This window comes from Sphingomonas morindae, from assembly GCF_023822065.1.
GTDB classification, from domain to species: Bacteria; Pseudomonadota; Alphaproteobacteria; order Sphingomonadales; family Sphingomonadaceae; genus Solisphingomonas; species Solisphingomonas morindae.
In genome coordinates this window covers 458,461-478,081 of sequence record NZ_CP084930.1, presented here as the reverse complement: position 1 = coordinate 478,081, position 19,621 = coordinate 458,461, and the positions used below count along the sequence as shown (strand labels likewise).

Annotated in this window: 12 protein-coding genes; 6 read left to right on the top strand and 6 right to left on the bottom strand. The window is 69.2% G+C overall.

The window, feature by feature from the left end:
• Positions 1 to 30 precede the first annotated feature (30 nt).
• Positions 31 to 1,344 carry a hemolysin family protein gene (locus LHA26_RS02285; protein WP_252167142.1) on the top strand — a complete coding sequence of 438 codons (1,314 nt, stop codon included), beginning with the start codon at positions 31 to 33 and terminating at the stop codon, positions 1,342 to 1,344.
• Between the two features lie 38 nt (positions 1,345 to 1,382).
• Here LHA26_RS02285 and LHA26_RS02280 read toward each other — a convergent pair whose 3' ends face one another.
• Together LHA26_RS02280 and purD are read right to left on the bottom strand one after the other, a co-directional pair.
• On the bottom strand, positions 1,383 to 1,844 hold the full coding sequence (locus LHA26_RS02280) for a helix-hairpin-helix domain-containing protein (protein ID WP_252167141.1): 462 nt from the start codon (positions 1,842 to 1,844) through the stop codon (positions 1,383 to 1,385).
• A gap of 28 nt (positions 1,845 to 1,872) precedes the next feature.
• Complete coding sequence (gene purD, locus LHA26_RS02275) at positions 1,873 to 3,159, bottom strand: phosphoribosylamine--glycine ligase (RefSeq protein ID WP_252167140.1); 1,287 nt, start codon at positions 3,157 to 3,159, stop codon at positions 1,873 to 1,875.
• Here purD and xseA point away from each other — a divergent pair.
• The 3 genes from xseA to LHA26_RS02260 are packed head-to-tail and all read left to right on the top strand — an operon-like array spanning position 3,158 to position 5,982.
• Complete coding sequence (xseA, locus tag LHA26_RS02270) at positions 3,158 to 4,822, top strand: exodeoxyribonuclease VII large subunit (protein WP_252167139.1); 1,665 nt, start codon at positions 3,158 to 3,160, stop codon at positions 4,820 to 4,822. The genes purD and xseA overlap by 2 nt on opposite strands.
• Positions 4,823 to 4,843: 21 nt before the next feature.
• Positions 4,844 to 5,044, top strand: coding sequence for a DUF2093 domain-containing protein (locus LHA26_RS02265; RefSeq protein ID WP_252167138.1), 201 nt, complete (start codon positions 4,844 to 4,846; stop codon positions 5,042 to 5,044).
• Positions 5,044 to 5,982 (top strand): M23 family metallopeptidase, encoded by a 939-nt coding sequence (locus LHA26_RS02260; protein WP_252167137.1) that lies wholly within the window; start codon positions 5,044 to 5,046, stop codon positions 5,980 to 5,982. Before LHA26_RS02265 ends, LHA26_RS02260 begins: the two co-directional genes overlap by 1 nt.
• Here LHA26_RS02260 and LHA26_RS02255 read toward each other — a convergent pair.
• A complete protein-coding gene (locus LHA26_RS02255; protein WP_252167136.1) occupies positions 5,960 to 6,499 on the bottom strand; it encodes a hypothetical protein in 540 nt (179 codons plus the stop codon). The two genes, LHA26_RS02260 and LHA26_RS02255, sit on opposite strands and share 23 nt — an antisense overlap.
• A gap of 212 nt (positions 6,500 to 6,711) precedes the next feature.
• Positions 6,712 to 9,741 (bottom strand): TonB-dependent receptor domain-containing protein, encoded by a 3,030-nt coding sequence (locus LHA26_RS02250; RefSeq protein ID WP_252167135.1) that lies wholly within the window; start codon positions 9,739 to 9,741, stop codon positions 6,712 to 6,714.
• Positions 9,742 to 10,592: 851 nt separating this feature from the next.
• Between LHA26_RS02250 and LHA26_RS02245 the strand changes: the two genes are divergently transcribed.
• Positions 10,593 to 13,439 carry a TonB-dependent receptor domain-containing protein gene (locus tag LHA26_RS02245; RefSeq protein ID WP_252167134.1) on the top strand — a complete coding sequence of 949 codons (2,847 nt, stop codon included), beginning with the start codon at positions 10,593 to 10,595 and terminating at the stop codon, positions 13,437 to 13,439.
• Between the two features lie 43 nt (positions 13,440 to 13,482).
• On the opposite strand, the gene clpB is transcribed toward LHA26_RS02245, so the two are convergent.
• Both clpB and LHA26_RS02235 read right to left on the bottom strand, forming a co-directional pair.
• Complete coding sequence (gene clpB / locus LHA26_RS02240) at positions 13,483 to 16,065, bottom strand: ATP-dependent chaperone ClpB (protein WP_252167133.1); 2,583 nt, start codon at positions 16,063 to 16,065, stop codon at positions 13,483 to 13,485.
• A 92-nt stretch (positions 16,066 to 16,157) separates the two neighbouring features.
• Complete coding sequence (locus tag LHA26_RS02235) at positions 16,158 to 16,667, bottom strand: DUF1003 domain-containing protein (protein ID WP_252167132.1); 510 nt, start codon at positions 16,665 to 16,667, stop codon at positions 16,158 to 16,160.
• A gap of 108 nt (positions 16,668 to 16,775) precedes the next feature.
• Here LHA26_RS02235 and LHA26_RS02230 point away from each other — a divergent pair, with 108 nt between their 5' ends.
• Positions 16,776 to 19,607: a M16 family metallopeptidase gene (locus LHA26_RS02230; protein WP_252167131.1), complete on the top strand. Its 2,832-nt coding sequence runs from the start codon at positions 16,776 to 16,778 to the stop codon at positions 19,605 to 19,607.
• The last annotated feature ends 14 nt before the right edge of the window (positions 19,608 to 19,621 follow it).

The window sequence follows — 19,621 nt, the reverse complement described above, 5'->3', positions numbered from 1 at the left end:
GCGCGATTTGGGCGATGGGGGGGCGACGCCATGCCCCCGCCCGCGCCCTTTCCCTGGATCGATGTCCTCATCATCCTCGCGCTCGTCGTGCTCAACGGCCTGTTCGCGATGAGTGAATTGGCGATCGTCTCGGCGCGCACGGCGCGGCTGGAGGCGCTGGCCCGTACCGGCCGGCGCGGCGCGGCGACGGCGCTGCTGCTGCGCGAGGATCCGGGCAAGTTCCTCTCGACGGTGCAGATCGGCATCACCCTGATCGCGATCCTGTCGGGCGCCTATTCGGGCGAGGCGCTGGGCGGCCCGGTGGCGGAGCGACTCGCGCTGCTTGGCGTGCCGGCGCGCCATGCCGGCGAGGCCGGGCTCGCGCTCGTCATCGCCGCCACCACCTATGTCTCCCTGATCGCGGGCGAGCTTGTCCCCAAGCAGCTGGCGCTGCGGGCGCCGGAAAGCATCGCCACGGTGGCGGCGCCGATCATGGCGTGGCTGGCGCGCGCGACCGCGCCGGTGGTGTGGCTGCTCGACCAGACCAGCGCGCTGGTGTTCCGCCTGCTCCGCCTGCAACGCGACGTGGAAAGCCATGTCACCGCCGAGGAGCTGCAGCTGATCGTGGCCGAGGCCTCGTCCGCCGGCGTGATCGAGGAAAGCGAGCGCGCGATCATCTCGGGCGTGGTGCGGCTGGCCGACCGGCCGGTGCGCGAGGTGATGACGCCGCGGCCCGAAGTCTATTGGATCGATGCCGACGCCAGCCTCGAAGAGGTTCGCGAGGCGGTACTGGAAAGCCCGCACAGCCGCCTGCCGGTGGCGGAAGGCTCGGTCGACGCGATCCTCGGCGTCGTCTCGCTGCGCGACATATTGGGGGCGATGCTGGAGGGACGGCCGGTGGATCTGCGCGCCATGGCGCAGCCCGTACCCGCCATTCCCGATCGCATGGATGCGATGGACGCGCTGACGGTGCTGCGCGACGCGCCCGTTCCGCTCGCGCTGGTGCACGATGAATATGGCCATCTCGACGGGCTGGTGACGCCCGCCAGCCTGCTCGCCGCGATCGCCGGCGTGTTCGCCTCGGATCGCGAATCGGGCGATGATCCCGAGCTGGTCGAGCGCGAGGATGGCAGCCTGCTCGTCTCGGGCGCGCTCTCCGCCGATGCGCTGGCCGAGCGGATCGGGCTGACTTTGCCCGAGGACCGGGATTATGCGACGGTCGCCGGGCTGGTGCTGGCGGCGCTGCGCCGCATTCCCGACACCGGCGACCATTTCGAGATGGGCGGCTGGCGGATCGAGGTGGTCGATATGGACGGCCGCCGGGTCGACAAGCTGCTCGTCGCGCCGGCGCCCTCCGCGTCCTGAACGCGCGGTACGGCCGGCGCCGCGCCGCGCCCGCCCGATCAGCCCAGCTTGCCGAAGATCGCCTCGAAGCCAGGGCGATCGTCCGCCGCCAGGAACCGCGCCTGCTCCACCCAGCGATCGCGCGCGAAGCGGCCGGCGAATGGCCCCATCTGCGCATCGATCCGCGCCACCTCGTCGCCGTCCAGCGCCGCCAGCTGATCGTAGCGGGTGATGCCGAGCGCGTTCAGCCGCGTCTGAGCCTTGGGCCCCAGCCCCTTGATCCGGGTGAGATCATCGGCCGGCCCTTCGGCCACGGGGATGGCCGGCGTCGCGTCCAGCTCGGGCAGGGCGGCGGCCAGCGTGGGATCGGGCAGGGGCTGGTCGGGCAGCACCGGGGTGAAGGCGGCGCCGGTCTCGGCCGGGCCTTCCGGCGGCTTGCGGCCGCTGCGCGCGAGCAGGAACAGCAGCAGCGCCAGCGCGAGCACCGCCGCGCCGATGAGCAGGAGCGTGGTATCGGTCATTCAAGGGCTCCGGAACGAAGGGCTGGGATCAGGGCCGCGCCTCGGCATCGGCGCGCGCGATCTCGCGCCAGCCGATGTCGCGGCGGCAGAAGCCGGATGGGAAACGCACCGCGTCGACCGCGCGATAGGCGGCGGCCTGCGCGTCCGCCACGGTGGCGCCACGCGCCGTCACCGCGAGCACGCGACCGCCGGCGGCGACCAGCTGCGCCCCCTCCAGCCGGGTGCCGGCGTGGAAGACGTGCGCGCCCTCGGCCTCGGCCTCGGCGATCCCGTCGATCGCGCCGCCGGTGCGGGGCGCGTCGGGATAGCCGCTCGCCGCCATCACCACCGTCAGCGCCGCCTCGTCGCGCCAGCGCACCGGACGCGCGGCGAGCGTGCCGCGCGCGGCGGACTCGAGCAGGGTCAGCAGATCCTCGTCCAGCCGCAGCATCAGCACCTGGCATTCGGGATCGCCGAAGCGGACATTATATTCGATGAGCTTGGGCCCCTCCGCCGTCAGCATCAGCCCGGCGAAGAGCACGCCGGCAAAGGGCGTGCCCGCCGCCGCCATGGCCGCCACCGATGGCTCGACGATATGCGCCATCACCTGCGCCTCGAGCGCCGGGGTCAGCACGCGCGCCGGGCTGTAGGCGCCCATGCCGCCGGTATTGGGACCGGTATCGCCGTCGCCGACACGCTTGTGATCCTGGGCCGAGCCGAGCGGCACCACCGTCTGCCCGTCCGACAGCGCGAAGAAGGAGACTTCCTCGCCCTCGAGATGCTCCTCGATCACCAGGCTGCGGCCGGCGCTGCCGAACCGGCCACCGAGCATGGCGTCGATCGCGTCCTCGGCCTCGGCCGCGCTGGTGGCGATCACCACGCCCTTGCCGGCGGCCAGCCCGTCCGCCTTGATCACCACGGGCAGGCCGAAATGCGCGAGCGCGGCCTTGGCGCGCTCCGCCGATTCGCAGCGGACATAGCGCGCGGTCGGCACATTGGCGCGATCGCACAGCGCCTTGGTGAAGGCCTTGGAGCCTTCCAGGCGCGCCGCCGCCGCCGAGGGGCCGAACACCGCCACCCCGGCGTCGCGCAGCCGATCCGCCAATCCGGCGACCAGCGGCTGTTCCGGCCCGATCACGACAAGATCGATCTTGCGTTCGCGCGCGAAGCCGAGGATGGCGTCGGCATCGTCGAGCGCGAGCGGCGCCAGCTCGGCGTGCGCCGCGATGCCCGGATTGCCCGGCGCGGCGAAGAGCCGGGTAAGGCGCGGCGATTGCGCGAGCTTCCATGCGAGCGCATGTTCGCGGCCTCCCGAGCCGAGCAGCAGGACGTTCATGGCCACCCCTTTTGATTCCGTATCTGGCGGGCTCCTAGCCGACGCGGCCCCGGGCGACAATTCGCCCGCTCTGTCCGTGTCGGAGCTGTCCGGCGCGCTCAAGCGCACGGTGGAGGACCGCTTCGGCCATGTGCGGGTGCGCGGCGAGATTTCCGGCTTCAAGCGCCATGTCTCGGGCCATTGCTATCTCACGCTCAAGGACGACAAGGCCTGTATCGATGGCGTGGTGTGGAAGGGGCAGGCGGCCGGGTTGCGCTTCCGCCCCGAGGATGGCGCGGAGGTGATCGCCACCGGCCGGCTCACCACCTATCCGGGCCGCTCCAAATATCAGATCGTGATCGAGCGGATGGAGCTGGCGGGCCAGGGCGCGCTGATGGCGCTGCTGGACAAGCGCCGGCGCCAGCTGGCGGCCGAGGGCCTGTTCGACGAGGCGCGCAAGCGGCCCTTGCCCTTTCTGCCCGGGGTGATCGGCGTCATCACCTCGCCCACCGGCGCGGTGATCCGCGACATTCTGCACCGGCTGGCGGACCGCTTTCCCAGCCGCGTTCTGGTGTGGCCGGTGCCGGTGCAGGGCGAGGGCGCGGCCGAGCGCGTGGCGGCGGCGATCGCCGGTTTCGACGCGCTAGCGCCGGGCGGCGCGGTGCCGCGCCCCGATCTGCTGATCGTGGCGCGCGGCGGCGGCTCGATCGAGGATCTCTGGGCCTTTAACGAGGAGGTGGTGGTGCGCGCGGTCGCCGCCTGCCGCATCCCGCTGATCTCGGCGGTGGGGCACGAGACCGACACGAGCCTGTGCGATTTCGCCGCCGATCGCCGCGCCCCCACGCCCACCGCCGCCGCCGAGATGGCGGTGCCGGTGCGCGGCGAGCTGCTCGCGCTGGTCGGCACGCTGGGCCAGCGCGCGACCGGCTGCACGCGGCGCGGCGCCGATCGCGCGGGCGAGCGGTTCCAGGCGGTGGCGCGGCGCCTGCCGCGCGCCGACGCGCTGCTCGCCCCCCAGCGCCAGCGGTTCGACGATGCGGCCGATCGGCTGCCGCGCGCGCTCGCCCGGCTTCTGGCCGAGGCGCGGGGCGATCTCGCCCATGCCGCCGGCGCGCTGCGGCCGGGGCTGCTCACGACGCGGTTGGCGCGCGAGCGCGTGCGGCTGGACGGGGCCGGGCGCGATCTTGTCCGCGCGGCGGGGCAGCCGCTGGATCGCGCGCGGCGACGGCTGGATCAGGCGCGGCTCCGTCCGCCGCTGGTGCAGGCGATGCTGGCGCGCGAGGCGATGCGGCTGACGCGGCTTGGCCGCGATCTCGACCGCGCCGCCGCGCGGCCGCTGGACCAGGCGCGGCGGCGGCTGGGCGAGGCGCGGTTGCGGCCGGCGCTGGTGGCGGTGCCGCTCGCCCGCCAGCAGGCACGGCTGGAGGCGCTGTGGCGCATCGCCGAAAGCCTCAATCCCGATCGCGTGCTGGCGCGCGGCTATGCGCGGGTGGAGCAGGGCGGAAAGCTTGTTTCCAGCGCGTCCGCCGCGCGCGCGGCGGCGGCGCTGGAGCTCGTCTTCGCCGATGGCCGGGTGACGGTGCGGCCCGAGGCCGGCGCCTCTCCGCCTGCGCCTGCACCCGAGCCCGCCGCCGCCCCGCGGCGCGCCAAGGGCGATGCTTCCCTTCAGCCCCGCCTTCTGTAGAAGGAGCGCGAAGGAGTGGCCATGCTGATGTCCCAGGGTGGGCGCGAGGCGCGCCTGCGCTATCTCGCCAATAGTTTCCGCGTGCTGGTGCCGGGGGATCATGTGCGGTGCGCGATCACCGGCGAATCCATCGCGCTCGATCGGCTGCGCTACTGGAGCGTGGCGCGGCAGGAAGCCTATGCCTCCGCCCGGGCCGCCACCGAGGCGGCGTTGCGCGGCTGATGCGGCGCGCCGGGCCGCTGCTGGCGCTGCTCGCCGCCGCCTGTGCGGGCACCGCGCCGGCGCCGCGCGCGGGCGGGGCGGCCGAAGCGCCGCGTCCGCCTCGGCCATCGCCGCCGCCCGCGCCGCCGCAAACCGCCGCGCGGTTCGAGCTGGACGGCGCGATGAGCCAGGGCGGCATGGTGCTGGGCCGCGCGCCAGCCGGCACGGTGGCGCTGCATCTCGATGCGGAGCCGGTGGCGCTGGCGCCCGACGGGCGCTTCCTGATCGGCTTCGGCCGCGATCATGGCCCCACGGCGGAGCTGGTCGCTCGGCTGGTCGATGGTCAGACGCTGCGCCAGACGCTGACGATCCGCCCGCGCGCGTGGCGGATCGAGGCGCTGCCGATCCCGCGCGGGACCAGCCCCAGCCCCGAATTCCTAGCCCGGCGCAGCGCCGAACTCGCGCAGATCCGCGCCGCGCGCACGGCGTCGCTCACGGTGGCGAGCGATGGCTGGCGGCAGCGCATGGCCTGGCCCGCGATCGGCCGGATCAGCGGCCTGTTCGGCGCGCAACGTGTCTACCAGGGCGAGAAGGGCGCCTATCATAGCGGCCTCGACATCGCCCGGCCGCAGGGATCGCCCGTCTATGCGCCCGCCGATGGGGTGGTGCTGCTCGCCGCGACGGACCAGGTCTTCAGCCTGGAAGGCCATTTGCTGATGGTCGGACACGGCATGGGGCTGGACAGCGCCTTTCTCCACCTCTCGCGCATTCTCGTGCGCCCCGGCCAGCGGGTGCGCCAGGGCGAGCAGATCGGCGAGGTGGGGATGACCGGCCGCGCCACCGGCCCGCACCTCCATTGGGCGTTGACCTGGCATGGCGAGCGGCTCGATCCGCTGCTGGTGGTGCCGCCGCCCCCCGCCGGGACGATGCCCGGCCTTAGCGTTCCCGCCGCACCTTGAAGCCGGGGCGATTGCCGGGCTTGAGGAAATAGCTGCCGAGCGCGCCGCGCCGCACGATCACCGCCATGCCCGGCTTGAGCGTGGCACCGACCGTCTCGCCACCCGTCTGCCGCCACACGGCGCCATCCTCCAGCGTCACCACCCAGCCGTCCGGGCCTTCATGCGCCTCGCGGATGGTGGAGCTGATCTGTGCGTCCTCCTCTTCCTCGTGCCGCGCCTCCTTGCCTTTGGCGCTCCCCTCGTCATGCGCGAAGAGCGGAATGGCGGGCAGGGCGAAGCCGAACAGCGAGCGCCGCGTCTGGCGGATCTCCTGCCGATCCATGACGACGATGTCATGGCGGCTCTGCGCCTGGTCCAGCGCGGTCGCGGCCTGATCAAAACAGGCGAGCCGTTCGGTCGCGACGGCGATGGTGCGGCAGCGCAACATGCTATCGAACGCGGCCGCCGTCGGCGGCGGCGCGGCGCGCGTGGCGGCGGCGGGCGCGAGCAGCACGGCGGCAAGGAGAAGCCTCTTCAAGCGCTGGGCCTTTCTGAGCGGTGAGGGGGGCGCGCGGCAGCCTTAGCGGCTCGCCGCGCCGGCGCAAGCGGCGCCGGAAGGGAGCGGATCGGGCCGCGTCCGGGTGTGGACGGCGCGATCGTGAAAAAAACAAGGCCCTGGGTCGCCGGGGCGAGTCCAGGGCCTGGAAAGGAAGGTCGGCCCGGATCCTGTCCAGGCCGACCGGGCATGTCTTAGTAGTTCACCGAGAGGCCGAGGAAGATGTACCGGCCCAGCGCGTCATAGACGGTCGGGTAGGTGTTGCCGTTGCCGAACGAACCGATCGGCGCGGCCGCCTGGCTGAGGATCGGCGGCTTCTTGTCGGCGATGTTGTTCACGCCCAGACGCATGTCGAGGTGATCGCCGACGCGGGTCGTGGCGACCAGATCGAAATAGCTCTGCGCGCCGATACGAGCGTCGGACGGGCCGTAGCTGCCGGCGAGATCCGGCTGCGAGCTGGTCTTGTCGTACCGCACCTTGCCGAAGAAGCGCCAGTTGAGCGACAGGCCGATATCGGCCGGGCTCGTCCAGCTCAGGCGCGCCGTGTGACGCCACTTGGGCGCCGGCGTGCCGCAGGTGCCGCCGAAGAAGCCGGCGCAGTCGTAATCGGCGGGAACCACGTTGCGGCGGAACTCGTCGAGATAGGTGCCGACCATGCTCAGGCCGAAGGTGCCCCAGCGGCTGCTGCGATAATTGTACGACACGTTGGTGTCGATGCCGCGGGTCTTGAGGAAGCCGGCGTTGAGGTTGGTATCCTCGACATAGCCGTTCGAGGTGAGGAACAGCGTGCCGAACTGGTCACGATGCACGCGGTTGCAGAACTCGGCCGCGCCGGTGAGGCCGCACTGCTGCAGGATCACGTCGGCACCGACCGTGCCGATCAGGTTCTTCACCTTGATCGAGAAGGCGTCCACCGAGGCGCTGAAGCCGCGGAGGAAGCTCGGCTGCAGGATCACGCCGACGGTGTAGGTGTCGGCCGTCTCCGGCTTCAGCTGCGGGTTGCCGCCGACCAGGCCGTTATACTGCTGCGACGGATTGTCCAGGATCGACCCATAGCGGCTGGTGGGCACGCCGAGATTGACGCACTGCGCCGCCGAGAAGGTCGGGTTGGTGCCCGCGCAGGGATCGGTCGAACCGTCGATCTGCACCGACTGGGCCTGGAACAGTTCCTGGACATTGGCCGCGCGGACGGCGCGGTTGTAGCCGCCGCGGAAGGTGATGTCGCGGATCGGCGCCCAGGTCAGCTGGCCCTTATAGGATTCCACCGAGCCCGAGGTGCTGTAGTCGGAATAGCGGAAGCCGCCGTCCACCGAGAGTGAGTGGAAGAAGGGCTTGTCCTCGACGAGCGGAAGCTGCGCCTCGACGAACACTTCGCGGACGTTGAACGCGCCCGAAAGCGGCAGGGTCGGGCCGCCCTGGCCGGCGAGATCGCCGGTGGCGAACTCGTTGTCGACCTCGAGGCGGAGCGACTCGCGGCGATACTCGGCGCCGAAGTTCAGGCCGAGGCCGTGATCGGCGAAGGGCGACCGCAGGCCATATTCGTCACCGAGGAAGGTGAGCGAGGCGTTGACCACCGTCTCCTTGTTGTCGCCGTTCTGGAAGCCCGGGACCTGGAGATAGTTGAGCGCCGCGGCGCTGAGCGGATCGCTGGAGAAGAAGTTTACGGGAACGCAGTTCGCATCGGCACCGGTGATCGCGGCGCGGCACGCCGGATTGCCATTGGCATCCGAGATCACGTCGATCGCGTTGTTCAGGCGCGAAACCGAGAACTCGTTGCGATAGATGAGATTGTACTGGGTCTCACCATATTGGAAATATGCATCGTAGCTGAGACCCTTGGCGACATCGCCCTTGGTGCCGAGCACGATCCGGAAGTCGGTGTGACGGATGTCCGCATCGCGCCCGCCGCCCTCGACGTTACGGCGACCGATCGCGACATTCGCCTTGTTGTAGAGCGTGCCGTCCGGATTGCGGAAGGTTGCGGCGCCGCTGGCGTTGTTGGACGGATCGTTGAGCACCAGATTGCCGGGGGCGCAGAGCACCGCCGACTGCGTGGCCGACAGATAGGGATTGTTGCAGTTGATGGTGGTGGTGTTGCTGAAATCGCCCGAGGGAGCGATGACGGCATTGGTGTGATCGGCCATGAAGCCGAACTCGGCATAGGGCTTGAAGAAGTCGGCCACGTCATAATGGCCGAAGAAGCCCGCCGTATAGCGCTCGTCGGGGCGCTGGTAATAGTTATAGGGGTTGGCGTTGAACAGCGCCACATTGCGCGTCAGGCCGCCGTTCGGCGCCACCTGATAACGGCCGCCCGAAACGAGGTTCAGCACCGCCGGGAAGGAGGTGGCGGAGCCGCTGCAGGTATAGCCGCCGGTCGAGAGCGCCGAGAGGCCGCAATTGCTGTAGTCGCGCGTGCTCTGGTCGACCGCGGAGATCTTGCGATAGCCGAAATAGGCGACGACATGGCCGCGATTATCGTCGAAGCCGGCACCCAGCTTGACGTTGGCGTCGATGGTGTGGCCGTTGGCCGAATTGCCCGACGGCGCCGAATAGCCGGCGGCGGCGTTCAGCTGCTGCGAATAGCGATCGCGATTGTCGTGCTGGTAGAGGCCATATTGCGTGTCGACGCCGAAGCCGGTGAAGTCGGTATCGAGGATGAAGTTGACGACGCCCGCGACCGCGTCCGAACCATAGACCGAAGAGGCGCCGCCGGTCAGCACGTCGACGCGCTTCACCAGCGCGGTGGGGATGAAGTTGAGGTCGGCGGTCGGCGAGGTGGGGTCGCCCGGCATCAGCCGGCGGCCGTTCACCAGCACCAGCGTGCGCTGGTCGCCGAGATTGCGGAGGTTGACGGTGGCGGTGCCGCTGGAGCCGTTCGACACGGCGCTGCCCTGCGAGGCGAAGGCCTGCGGCAGCGTGTTGATCAGATCCTCGATGCGGGTCGTGCCCTGCAGCTTGGCGGCCTGGCTGTTCAGCACCGTGACCGGGCTGGCCGAGGTGAGGTTGGGCTGCGGAATGCGCGAGCCGGTGACGACGATCGCGTTGTTGCCGGTCTGATCGCCGCCATTCACGCCTGCCGGGGTGATGCTGGCGCCCGGATCGGAGCCGGCTGGGGTTGCCGAGGAAGCCGGCGCCGTCTGGGCGAAGGCGGGCGCGCAGGTCAGCACGACACCGGCGATGAACGTCGTGCCCAGCAATCGCCTGGCGATTGACTTGCTAGTCATGAAAACTCGTCCCCTTCAGAGGCGGCCTTTAGGCGTCGCCCGCATTGCTCGGCTCCCGTGCCGAATAAGCGTTTCTAGGAACAGAAACTCCGTACCGGCAACTCGAGTGTGCTGCGGAGGACCTTTCGAGTTCACACCGTAGCAATTTTGCCACACGTCTGACGCACCAATGGCATAGATGTCGCAATATGATTTCGTTGGGATACCGATCGGCTTCCCGACTGTGTCGCGGGCTACCCAAATCGAGCGACACGCCGGATGGCCTCGTACCGCCCGCATCCGGCGCGGCCGTGCCCGCACCAGACTGATTCTGGCTCAAGCGGATGGGGCGAGGCGCCGGGCTCGCGCGGCTGTCAGGCTAGGTGCGCGGATGCCGTGCCGTGCTCGCGCTCGTGCGGTTTCGCGCGCGGGCGATCGCGCGACATTTGGGCCGACGCGCGTGCGCGAACCGGCGCCGGCAGGAGATGGCGCGCGCGCGGCCTCGTGAAAGGCGAAGCCGAAATCCGGCACGCGCACCTCATCCGATTAATGCAGAAGGAAATGGGCGCGGCAAGTCATGCCCGTGGCGCCTGCGGATAGCAAAACCTATTACAATCACGAACTTACCAAAAACCTCGTAATAACACCTAGAGAAATATCCTGTTGCCTGTTTGTGACAGAATAACTTAATGACTCTGACTGTTGTGATTCCCTAGCTTTACAGCCTCAACGACTCTGCTGCTCTTGAGTGCAGTCGCTTGTGCTGCGTTGGATCCCGGCGACCCTTCGCACAGCGCCTGGCGACCGCCGCTTTAAGAGGGGGGAACAGCATGCGTTTTTCGGAAAAAGTGACCCGCCTATTGGGGTCAACCGTGCTTCTGACGGCCTTGAGTGCCGGCACCGCCTGGGCGCAGGCGGAGGCGCCGCTCGCGCCCGAGGCGGCGGCGGACAATGCCGCCGCGCAACCGGGCGCGATCATCGTCACCGGTTCGCGTATCGCCCGCGCCGATCTCACCTCGGCCGCGCCCATCACGGTGGTGACCGCCCAGGATTTCGCGCTGCGCGGCGCGGTGAATGTCGAGACGGTGCTGAACAGCCTGCCGCAGGTTGTGTCCGGCACCACGGCCTTTTCCAACAATCCGGGCGATGGCGCGGTGACGCTGTCGCTGCGCAACCTCGGCGCCTCGCGGACGCTGGTGCTCCTCAATGGCCGGCGCTGGATGTTCTACGATACCGGCCAGATCGTCGATCTAAACACCATCCCCGCCTTCCTCATCGAAAGCGTGGAGACAACTACCGGCGGCGCCTCCGCCGTCTATGGATCGGATGCGGTCGCCGGCGTGGTGAACTTCAAGCTGCGCAAGTCGGTCAACGGCTTCGAGGTCGGCGGGCAATATGGCCTCACCGGCCGGGGCGATGGTCGCCGCTACGAGATCCACGGCGCCGTCGGCGGCGCCTTCGCCGAGGGACGGGGCCATGTGACGCTGTTCGGCGAATATTACCGGCGCGCCTCGGTATTCCAGGGCGATCGGGATTTTTCGAGAACCACGTTCACCGATGCCTTTGACGATCAGGGGCGCGGTTATTTCGCGCCGGGCGGTTCGCGCACCATACCCCAGGGCCGGTTCTTCACGCCCGACGGCGCCGGCACCAACTTCGCGGGGCTGGGCGCCATTTTCGACAAGCCGGGCGATCCGTCACGCCCATTCAACAAAGCCACCGACTCCTATAATTATGCGCCCGTCAACTTTCTGATGTTGCCGCAGGAGCGCTGGCTGATTGGCGGCTATGCCGACTATCAGCTGAATGACGGGGCGACCGTCTATGGCGAATTCTCCTACGTCAACAACCAGGTCGCCGCCGCGCTTGCGCCCACGCCGGTTACCGGCGCCTTTGTGTTCGATGTCGCGAAGGCGAACACCGTCCTTGCCGCCGCGGACCAGCTTGCGGTCGAGACGATCGCCGCGCGTCAATTGGCGAATGGCGGGGTCAGCGCCGGCCAGGTCAAGTTGAACATCGGGCGTCGCATCGTCGAGACGGGGCTGCGCAAGAGCCTGGACGAGCGCAACGCCTATCGCCTGCTGGCGGGCATTCGCGGCGATCTGACCGATCGGCTGCACTATGATGCCTATTACAGCTTCGCACGCACCCGCAACGCCAACATGCAGGAGGGCAATATCAGCCACAAAGCCTTCCAGGCCGCGCTGCTCGATGGATCGATGAATATTTTCGGGCCCGGCACGATCAGCAAGGACTCGCTCGAGAAGATCAGCATCCTCGCCCAGAACCAGACCATGTCGCAGCTTCAGGTGGCGACGGCGACGGTCAGCGGCGAATTGTTCGGCCTCGGCCTCGGCGCCGCCCCGATCGGCTTCGCCGCCGGCGTGGAGCGCCGCAGCGTGAGCAGCCGCTTCATCCCCGATACCGCGCTCTCGTCGGGCGATGTGCTCGGCTTCAACGCGGGCAAACCGACCGAGGGCGGCTATGACGTGACCGAGGGCTTCACCGAATTGAACATCCCGGTCGTCGCGGATCAGCCCCTGCTCAAGCTCGTGGAGCTGCACGGCGCCGCCCGCTATTCAACCTATTCGGTCAAAGGCATCGGCGCGGTCTGGACCTATGCGGGCGATTTCAAATGGTCCCCGGTCGAGAATTTTACGGTGCGCGGCCAATTTCAGCGCGCCATCCGCGCGCCCAATGTCGAGAATCTCTACGGCGGCGTGGGCGATGACAATCCGAGCCTGACCGATCCGTGCGCCACCGCCGCCGCCCTGGCGCCCGGCAAGCTCCGCGATGTCTGTATCGCCACCGGGGTGCCGGCGGCGTCGCTCGGCCAGCCGACGGTGCAGCCTAATGTGCAGATTCCTGCCACGACCGGGGGCAATCCGAATCTTTCGGCGGAAACTTCCACCAGCTACACGATCGGCGGCATTTTCTCGCCGCGCGCCGTGCCCGGCTTTCATGTGACGGCCGATTATTACGCGATCGAGGTGAAGGACGCGATCGCCGACTTTGGCGGCGGCGCGGGCAATGTCTTCGCCCAATGCTATCTGGTCATCCAGGATGCGGGCAGCCCCTATTGTCGCGCGATCCATCGCAATCCACGCACCGGATCGCTCGACGGCAGCCTCGGCCCGGACGGCACGGTGTATGTTCTGGACACGAGGAAGGCCAATATCGGCTCCTTCGTCGTCCGGGGCGTCGATGTTCAGGCGGACTACGGCCGCGCGCTGAACTTCAGCCTTACCGGCGCCGGCCAGTCGAAGATCAGCGCCACCTTCGCCGGGAGCTGGACGACCAAGCTGGAAGCCTATTTCGGCCCCGGCACCACCCGGCTGAACTGCGCGGGCAAGTTCGGCGCGCTGTGCAAGGCGGCCTTACCCACCGGCCAGCCGCAATCCACTTTCAAGAGCACGATGCGGATCAGCTATAGCGACGGGCCGGTGCTGCTCAGCACCGCCTGGCGCCATCTGAGCCAGGTGCGCGACGACGATCCCGCCAACACCTATGTCGTCGAGCGGGTCGGCGCGGTGGACTATTTCGATCTCGCGCTGATGTACAAGCTGCGCGAGGGCACGAACATCACGCTCGGCGTCAACAATCTGCTGGACCGGACGCCGCCGATCATGGGCGACAATCAGGAACAGTCCAACACCTATCCGAGCGTGTACGATGCGCTCGGGCGCGATTTCTTCGTCGCGCTGAATTTCCGCTTCTGATCCCGGGCAGCGGGGCGGCGCCGGTGCCGCCCCGCCGCGTCGGCTAGGCGCCGACGCGCATCGCCAGCGCGCCATCGCCTTCGTCGACCGTCACCACCGTCCCGTCCGGCACTTCGCCCTGAAGGATGCGCTCGGCCAGCGGATCCTGAAGATAGCGCTGCACCGCCCGCTTGAGCGGCCGCGCGCCATAGACGGGATCATAGCCGACCCGGCCCAGCCAGGCGCGCGCGGCGTCGCTGAGGCTCAGCGCGATCTTGCGATCCTTGAGCAGCTTCTGGATGCGCGCCACCTGGATATCCACGATTGGCCCCATATGCTGCGCGCCGAGCCGGTGGAACAGGATGATGTCGTCCAGCCGGTTGAGGAATTCCGGCCGGAAATGGCCGCGCACCACCTCCATCACCTGCGCCTCGGCCGCCGCCGCCGGCTGGTCGTCGGCCAGCGCGGTCAGGAAGGTCGAACCGAGGTTCGAGGTGAGGATGATGATCGTGTTGGTGAAGTCCACCGTGCGGCCCTGGCCGTCGGTCAGCCGGCCATCGTCCAGCACCTGGAGGAGGATGTTGAACACGTCGCCGTGCGCCTTCTCCACCTCGTCGAACAGGATCACCTGATAGGGCCGCCGCCGCACCGCCTCGGTGAGCACGCCGCCCTCCTCATAGCCGACATAGCCCGGCGGCGCGCCGATCAGCCGCGCCACCGAATGCTTCTCCATGAACTCCGACATGTCGATGCGGACCATCGCCTGATCGTCGTCGAACAGGAAGCCGGCCAGCGCGCGCGCCAGCTCGGTCTTGCCGACGCCGGTCGGGCCGAGGAAGAGGAAGGAGCCGAGCGGGCGGTTAGGATCCTGCAGCCCGGCGCGCGCGCGCCGCACGGCGCGGGATACCGCCGCCACCGCATCGGCCTGGCCGATCACGCGGCGGCCGAGCATCGCCTCCATGCGCAGCAGCTTGTCGCGCTCGCCCTCCAGCATCCGGTCGACAGGAATGCCCGTCCAGCGGCTGACGACGGCGGCGATATCCTCGCCGGTCACCTCCTCGCGCAGCATCGCCCCCGCGCTCGCGGCCTGGGCCTCGCTCAGCTGCTTTTCCAGGGCGGGGATGACGCCATAGGACAATTCGCCGGCGCGGCCGAGATCGCCGCCGCGCTGCGCCTGGTCGAGCGCGATCCGCGCCTCGTCGAGCTGGGCCTTGAGCTTGGCCTCGCCCGCGATCTTCTCCTTCTCGGCCTGCCAGCGCGTGGTCAGCGCGTCGCTTTCCTCCTCCAGCCGGGCGAGGTCGTAATCGAGCGCGGCGAGCCGGTCCTGCGAGGCCTTGTCGCTTTCCTTGCGCAGCGCCTCCCGCTCGATCTTGAGCTGGATGATGCGGCGATCCAGCGCCTCGATCTCCTCGGGCTTGCTCTCCACCTCCATGCGCAGCCGCGAGGCGGCCTCGTCCATCAGGTCGATCGCCTTGTCGGGCAAGAAACGATCGGTGATGTAGCGGTTGGACAAAGTGGCGGCGGCGACGATCGCGCCGTCGGTGATCCGCACGCCATGGTGCAGCTCATATTTCTCCTTGAGCCCGCGCAGGATGGAGATCGTATCCTCGACGCTGGGCTCGCCCACGAAGACGGGCTGGAACCGCCGCTGGAGCGCCGGATCCTTCTCGACATATTTGCGATATTCATCGAGCGTGGTGGCGCCGATGCAATGCAGCTCGCCACGGGCCAGCGCGGGCTTGAGCAGATTGCCCGCGTCCATCGCGCCTTCGGATTTGCCGGCGCCGATCAGCGTGTGCATCTCGTCGATGAACAGCACCACCGCGCCGTTCGCGCTCTTCACCTCGTCCAGCACGCCCTTGAGGCGCTCCTCGAACTCGCCGCGATATTTGGCGCCGGCGATCAGCGCGCCCATGTCGAGCGCCATCAGCGTCCGGTCCTTGAGCGTGTCGGGCACGTCGCCATTGGCGATGCGCAGCGCCAGCCCTTCGGCGATCGCCGTCTTGCCGACGCCTGGGTCGCCGATCAGCACGGGATTATTCTTGGTCCGGCGCGCCAGGATCTGAATGGTGCGGCGGATCTCCTCGTCGCGGCCGATCACCGGATCGAGCTTGCCCGCGCGCGCCGCCTCGGTGAGATCGCGCGCGAATTTCTTCAGCGCGTCATACCGGTCCTCGGCGGAGGCGGTATCGGCGGTGCGCCCGCCGCGCAGCTCGGCGATGGCGCTGTTCAGCGCCTCGGCGGTGACACCGGCGGAGGCCAGCGCGCGCCCGGCGGCGGTGGTGGTGGCGAGCGCGAGCGCGAGCAGCAGCCGCTCGACGGTGACGAAGCTGTCTCCCGCCTTCTTCGCGATCTGCTCGGCCTGGTCGAGCACGCGCACCAGATCATTGTCGATCCCCGGCGGCTGCTGCGCGCCTCCGCCCGACACCTGCGGGATGCGCGCGAGCGCGGCATCGGTATCGCGCAGCGCGATCTGGGCGGTGCCGCCGGCGCGCGCGATCAGCCCGCTCGCCATGCCCTGCTCGTCCTCGAGCAGCGCCTTGAGCAGATGCTCGGGCGCGATGCGCTGATGGTTCAGCCGGATCGCGACCGTCTGCGCGGCCTGCAGAAAGCCCTTCGCGCGATCGGTGAATTGTTCCAGATTCATGGGTCTCCCCTCGATGTTCGGGCCTCATATGGTGTGGCCCAAATGCAACACAAGAGGTCAGGCACCGTGCCCGCGCGGTGCCATGATCGTCCTCACGACGCCGGCTCCAGCCGCTCCAGCCGCGCCAGCACGAGATCGATCTTCTCGTGCAGCCGCATGATCTCCAGCTCGGCGCGGAGATTGACCTCGTAATCATGGCTGGCGGCGACCCGATCGCGGTCGGACTGGCGGTTCTGGCTCATCATGATGATCGGCGCCTGGATTGCGGCGATCAGCGACATCATCAGGTTGAGGAAGATATAGGGATAGGGATCGAAGGCCCGGTTCCAATGCGCCAGCACGCCGCTGTTGAGCACCATCCAGCCGAGCAGCGCGACGAGAAAGCCGATAATGAAGCTCCACGATCCGCCGATCGCCGCGACCCGATCCGAAAGCCGGTCGGCAAAGCCCAGCTCGGCGGCCTCCAGATCGCTCGCGTCGCGGCTGATCGGGCGGCGTTCCTCCAGGCTCGTCAGAACCTTGCGTTCTTCCGGTTCGAGCGCGTGCGGTTCCTTGTGAAGATAGCGCAGCGCCAGCTCGGGCAAATCGGGGCGCTTGGGCATAAGGACACTCCGGCTTGGGTACGGATCTCGAGGCTTGCCTAACCCGCGCCGCTTCGCCAAGCCTAATGCGATCGTTCCGCGTCTCCCTTCTTCATCGGAGCCCTTCTGATGCGCCTGCGCGCCCTCGGCCTGCTTCTCGCCGCGACCGTGATGTCCCCGCTTGCCGCGGCGGCGCCGCTGCCAAAGCCCGCGCCGCTCGCCGCCATCGCCGCCCAGGCGCGCATCCCCTTCGAGCAATTCACCCTCGCCAACGGCCTGCGCGTGATCGTCTCGACCGATCGCAGCGTGCCGGTGGTGGCGACGTCGATCTGGTACCATGTCGGCTCCAAGGACGAGCCCGCCGGTAAGACCGGCTTCGCCCATCTGTTCGAGCATCTGATGTTCTACGGCTCCGAAAATGTGCCGGGCGGCATCTTCCCGCATCTCGAGGCGATGGGCGCGACCGACTGGAACGGCACCACCTGGTATGATCGCACCAATTATTTCGAGACGGTGCCGACCCCGGCGCTGGAGCGGGTGCTGTTTCTGGAAAGCGATCGCATGGGCCATCTGCTCGGCGCGGTCAGCCAGCAGACGCTGGATCGCCAGCGCGGCGTGGTGATGAACGAGAAGCGCCAGGGCGACAACGCGCCCTATGGCCTGGTGCAATATGCCGAGGCGGACGCGCTCTTCCCGGCGGATCATCCCTATCATCACAGCACGATCGGCTCGATGGACGATCTCGGCCATGCCAGCCTTGAGGATGTGCGCGGCTGGTTCCGCAGCCATTATGGCCCGAACAATGCGGTGCTGGTGCTGGCGGGCGATATCGACGCGCCGACCGCGCGGCGGCTCGCGCAGAAATATTTCGGCGACATTCCGCGCGGGCCCGATCCCGCGCCGGTGCCCGTCTCGGTGCCCAGCCTGCCCGCGCCGCGCGCCGAGACGCTGTACGATCAGGTGGCGACGACGCGCCTCTATCGCGAATGGGTGGTGCCGGGCTGGGCGGCGCCGGATACGGTGCCGCTCGATCTGTTCGGCAGCGTGTTGGGCGGCCTCGCCAGCTCGCGCTTCGACGATCAGCTCGTCCGCCGCGACAAGCTCGCCGTCGGCGCCAGCGCTTCGCTGGAAAGCCAGGAGAAGGTGGGCATTTTCCGCATCCAGGTCGATCTCGCGCCGGGCGCCGACGCTTCGGTCGTGAACCGCCGGATCGATGCCATCCTCGCCGATCTGATCGCCAAGGGCCCCAGCCAGGACGAACTCGCCCGCGCCGTGACGCGCGAGGTCTCGTCGCGCCTGTTCGCGCTGGAATCGGTCGGCGGCTTTTCGGGCCGCGCGGTCACGCTGGCGCAGGGCGCGGTGTTCGCGGGGGATCCGGGCTTCTACGCGCGCCAGCTCCAGGCCTATGCGGCGGCGACGCCGGAGAGCGTGCGCGCGGCGGCGGCGCGCTGGCTCACCCGGCCGGCCTATGCGCTCACCGTCGCGCCCGGGCCGCGCCCGCCGGCGGAGCAGGCCAAGGCGACGCAGGACGATGCCGACAAGCCGGGCGCGGCGGCGGCGGCCGCCCAGCCGGCGGCGAGCGGCGCCGCGCCGGCGGCCAAGCCGGCCCGGCCGCTGCCGGCGGTGGGCGATATCGTCGCGCTGACCTATCCCACCATCCAGCGCGCGCGCCTGTCCAACGGCATCCCGATCGTCTTCGCCCAGCGCGGGCCGCTGCCGCTGACGCGCGTGGTGCTGAGCTTCGATGCCGGCCATGCCGCCGATCCGCGCGCCGCGCTGGGCACGGACGCGCTGATGCTCAACCTGCTCGATCAGGGCACGACCACGCGCAGCGCGGGCGATCTCGCCGCCGACGAGGAGCGCTACGGCATCTCGATCGACAGCGGCGCCTCGATGGACCGCAGCCTGATCACGCTCGCGGGGCTCAGCGCCAATCTCGCGGGCGGGCTCGATCTGCTCGCCGATGTCACGCTCAACCCCAGCTTCGCCGATCTGGAGCGCGTGCGCGTTCAGCAGCTTACCGGCATCAAGGCCGAGCTGGCGGATCCCAGCGGCCTGGCCAGCCGCACCCTGCCGGGCCTGATCTATGGCGACACGGCCTATGGCGTGCCGCCGAGCGGATCGGGCGATCCGGCGGCGGTGGCAAAGCTCGGCAAGGCCGATCTCGAAGCCTTCAAGGCGCGCTGGGTGCGGCCCGACAAGGCGACCATCTTCGTCGTCAGCGATCGTCCGCTGGCCGAGGTGCAGCCGCTGCTCGAGACCCGCTTCGGCGGCTGGCGCGCGGCGGCGGCACCGGCCGGCGCCAAGGATCTGTCGCGCCCGGTGCCCGCGCCGCGCAACCGCATCGTGCTGCTCGACCGGCCGGGCTCGCCCCAATCGGTGATCGTCGCCGGGCAGGTGCTGGCGCAGGACGGCACCGACGAACTGCTCGCGCTGCGCGCCGCCAACGAGGCGCTGGGCGGCAGCATCACCTCGCGGCTCAGCACTGATCTGCGCGAGACGCGCAACTGGTCCTATGGCGTGGCGAGCGGGATTAGCGACTATGTCGGGCGCGTGCCGTTCAAGCTGGTCGCCCCGGTGCAGACCGACAAGACCGGCCCCGCGCTCAAGGCCGCGCTTGACGATATGACCGCGCTGCTCGGCAGCGCGCCGATCACCGAGGACGAGCGCGAAAAGGTGGTGGCGAGCAATGTGCGCGCGCTCCCCGGCGCGCTCGCCACCGCCGGGGATATCCTGGCGGCGATGCAGAAGAACGATCGGCTGAAGCGGCCGGACGATTATTATGTCCATCTCGCCGGCCGCTACCGCGCGCTGACCGCCGCCGAGATGCAGGCGGCGCTGAAGGGCGCGCTGCGGCCGGGCGAGCTGCTCTGGCTGGTGGTGGGCGATGCCGCCACGGTACGCCCGCAGCTCGAGGCATTGGGGCTGCCGGTCGAAACGGCGACGCCCACCGCGCGTTGAGAGTATAGGATAAG

Bases quoted from the DNA above. Each gene is read 5' to 3' on its own strand.
- LHA26_RS02265 (WP_252167138.1), top strand. From the start codon at position 4,844: ATGCTGATGTCCCAGGGTGGGCGCGAGGCGCGCCTGCGCTATCTCGCC.
- clpB (WP_252167133.1), bottom strand. From the start codon at position 16,065: ATGAATCTGGAACAATTCACCGATCGCGCGAAGGGCTTTCTGCAGGCC.
- LHA26_RS02230 (WP_252167131.1), top strand. From the start codon at position 16,776: ATGCGCCTGCGCGCCCTCGGCCTGCTTCTCGCCGCGACCGTGATGTCC.
- LHA26_RS02235 (WP_252167132.1), bottom strand. From the start codon at position 16,667: ATGCCCAAGCGCCCCGATTTGCCCGAGCTGGCGCTGCGCTATCTTCAC.
- LHA26_RS02280 (WP_252167141.1), bottom strand. From the start codon at position 1,844: ATGACCGATACCACGCTCCTGCTCATCGGCGCGGCGGTGCTCGCGCTG.
- LHA26_RS02250 (WP_252167135.1), bottom strand. From the start codon at position 9,741: ATGACTAGCAAGTCAATCGCCAGGCGATTGCTGGGCACGACGTTCATC.
- LHA26_RS02260 (WP_252167137.1), top strand. From the start codon at position 5,044: ATGCGGCGCGCCGGGCCGCTGCTGGCGCTGCTCGCCGCCGCCTGTGCG.
- LHA26_RS02285 (WP_252167142.1), top strand. From the start codon at position 31: ATGCCCCCGCCCGCGCCCTTTCCCTGGATCGATGTCCTCATCATCCTC.
- xseA (WP_252167139.1), top strand. From the start codon at position 3,158: ATGGCCACCCCTTTTGATTCCGTATCTGGCGGGCTCCTAGCCGACGCG.
- purD (WP_252167140.1), bottom strand. From the start codon at position 3,159: ATGAACGTCCTGCTGCTCGGCTCGGGAGGCCGCGAACATGCGCTCGCA.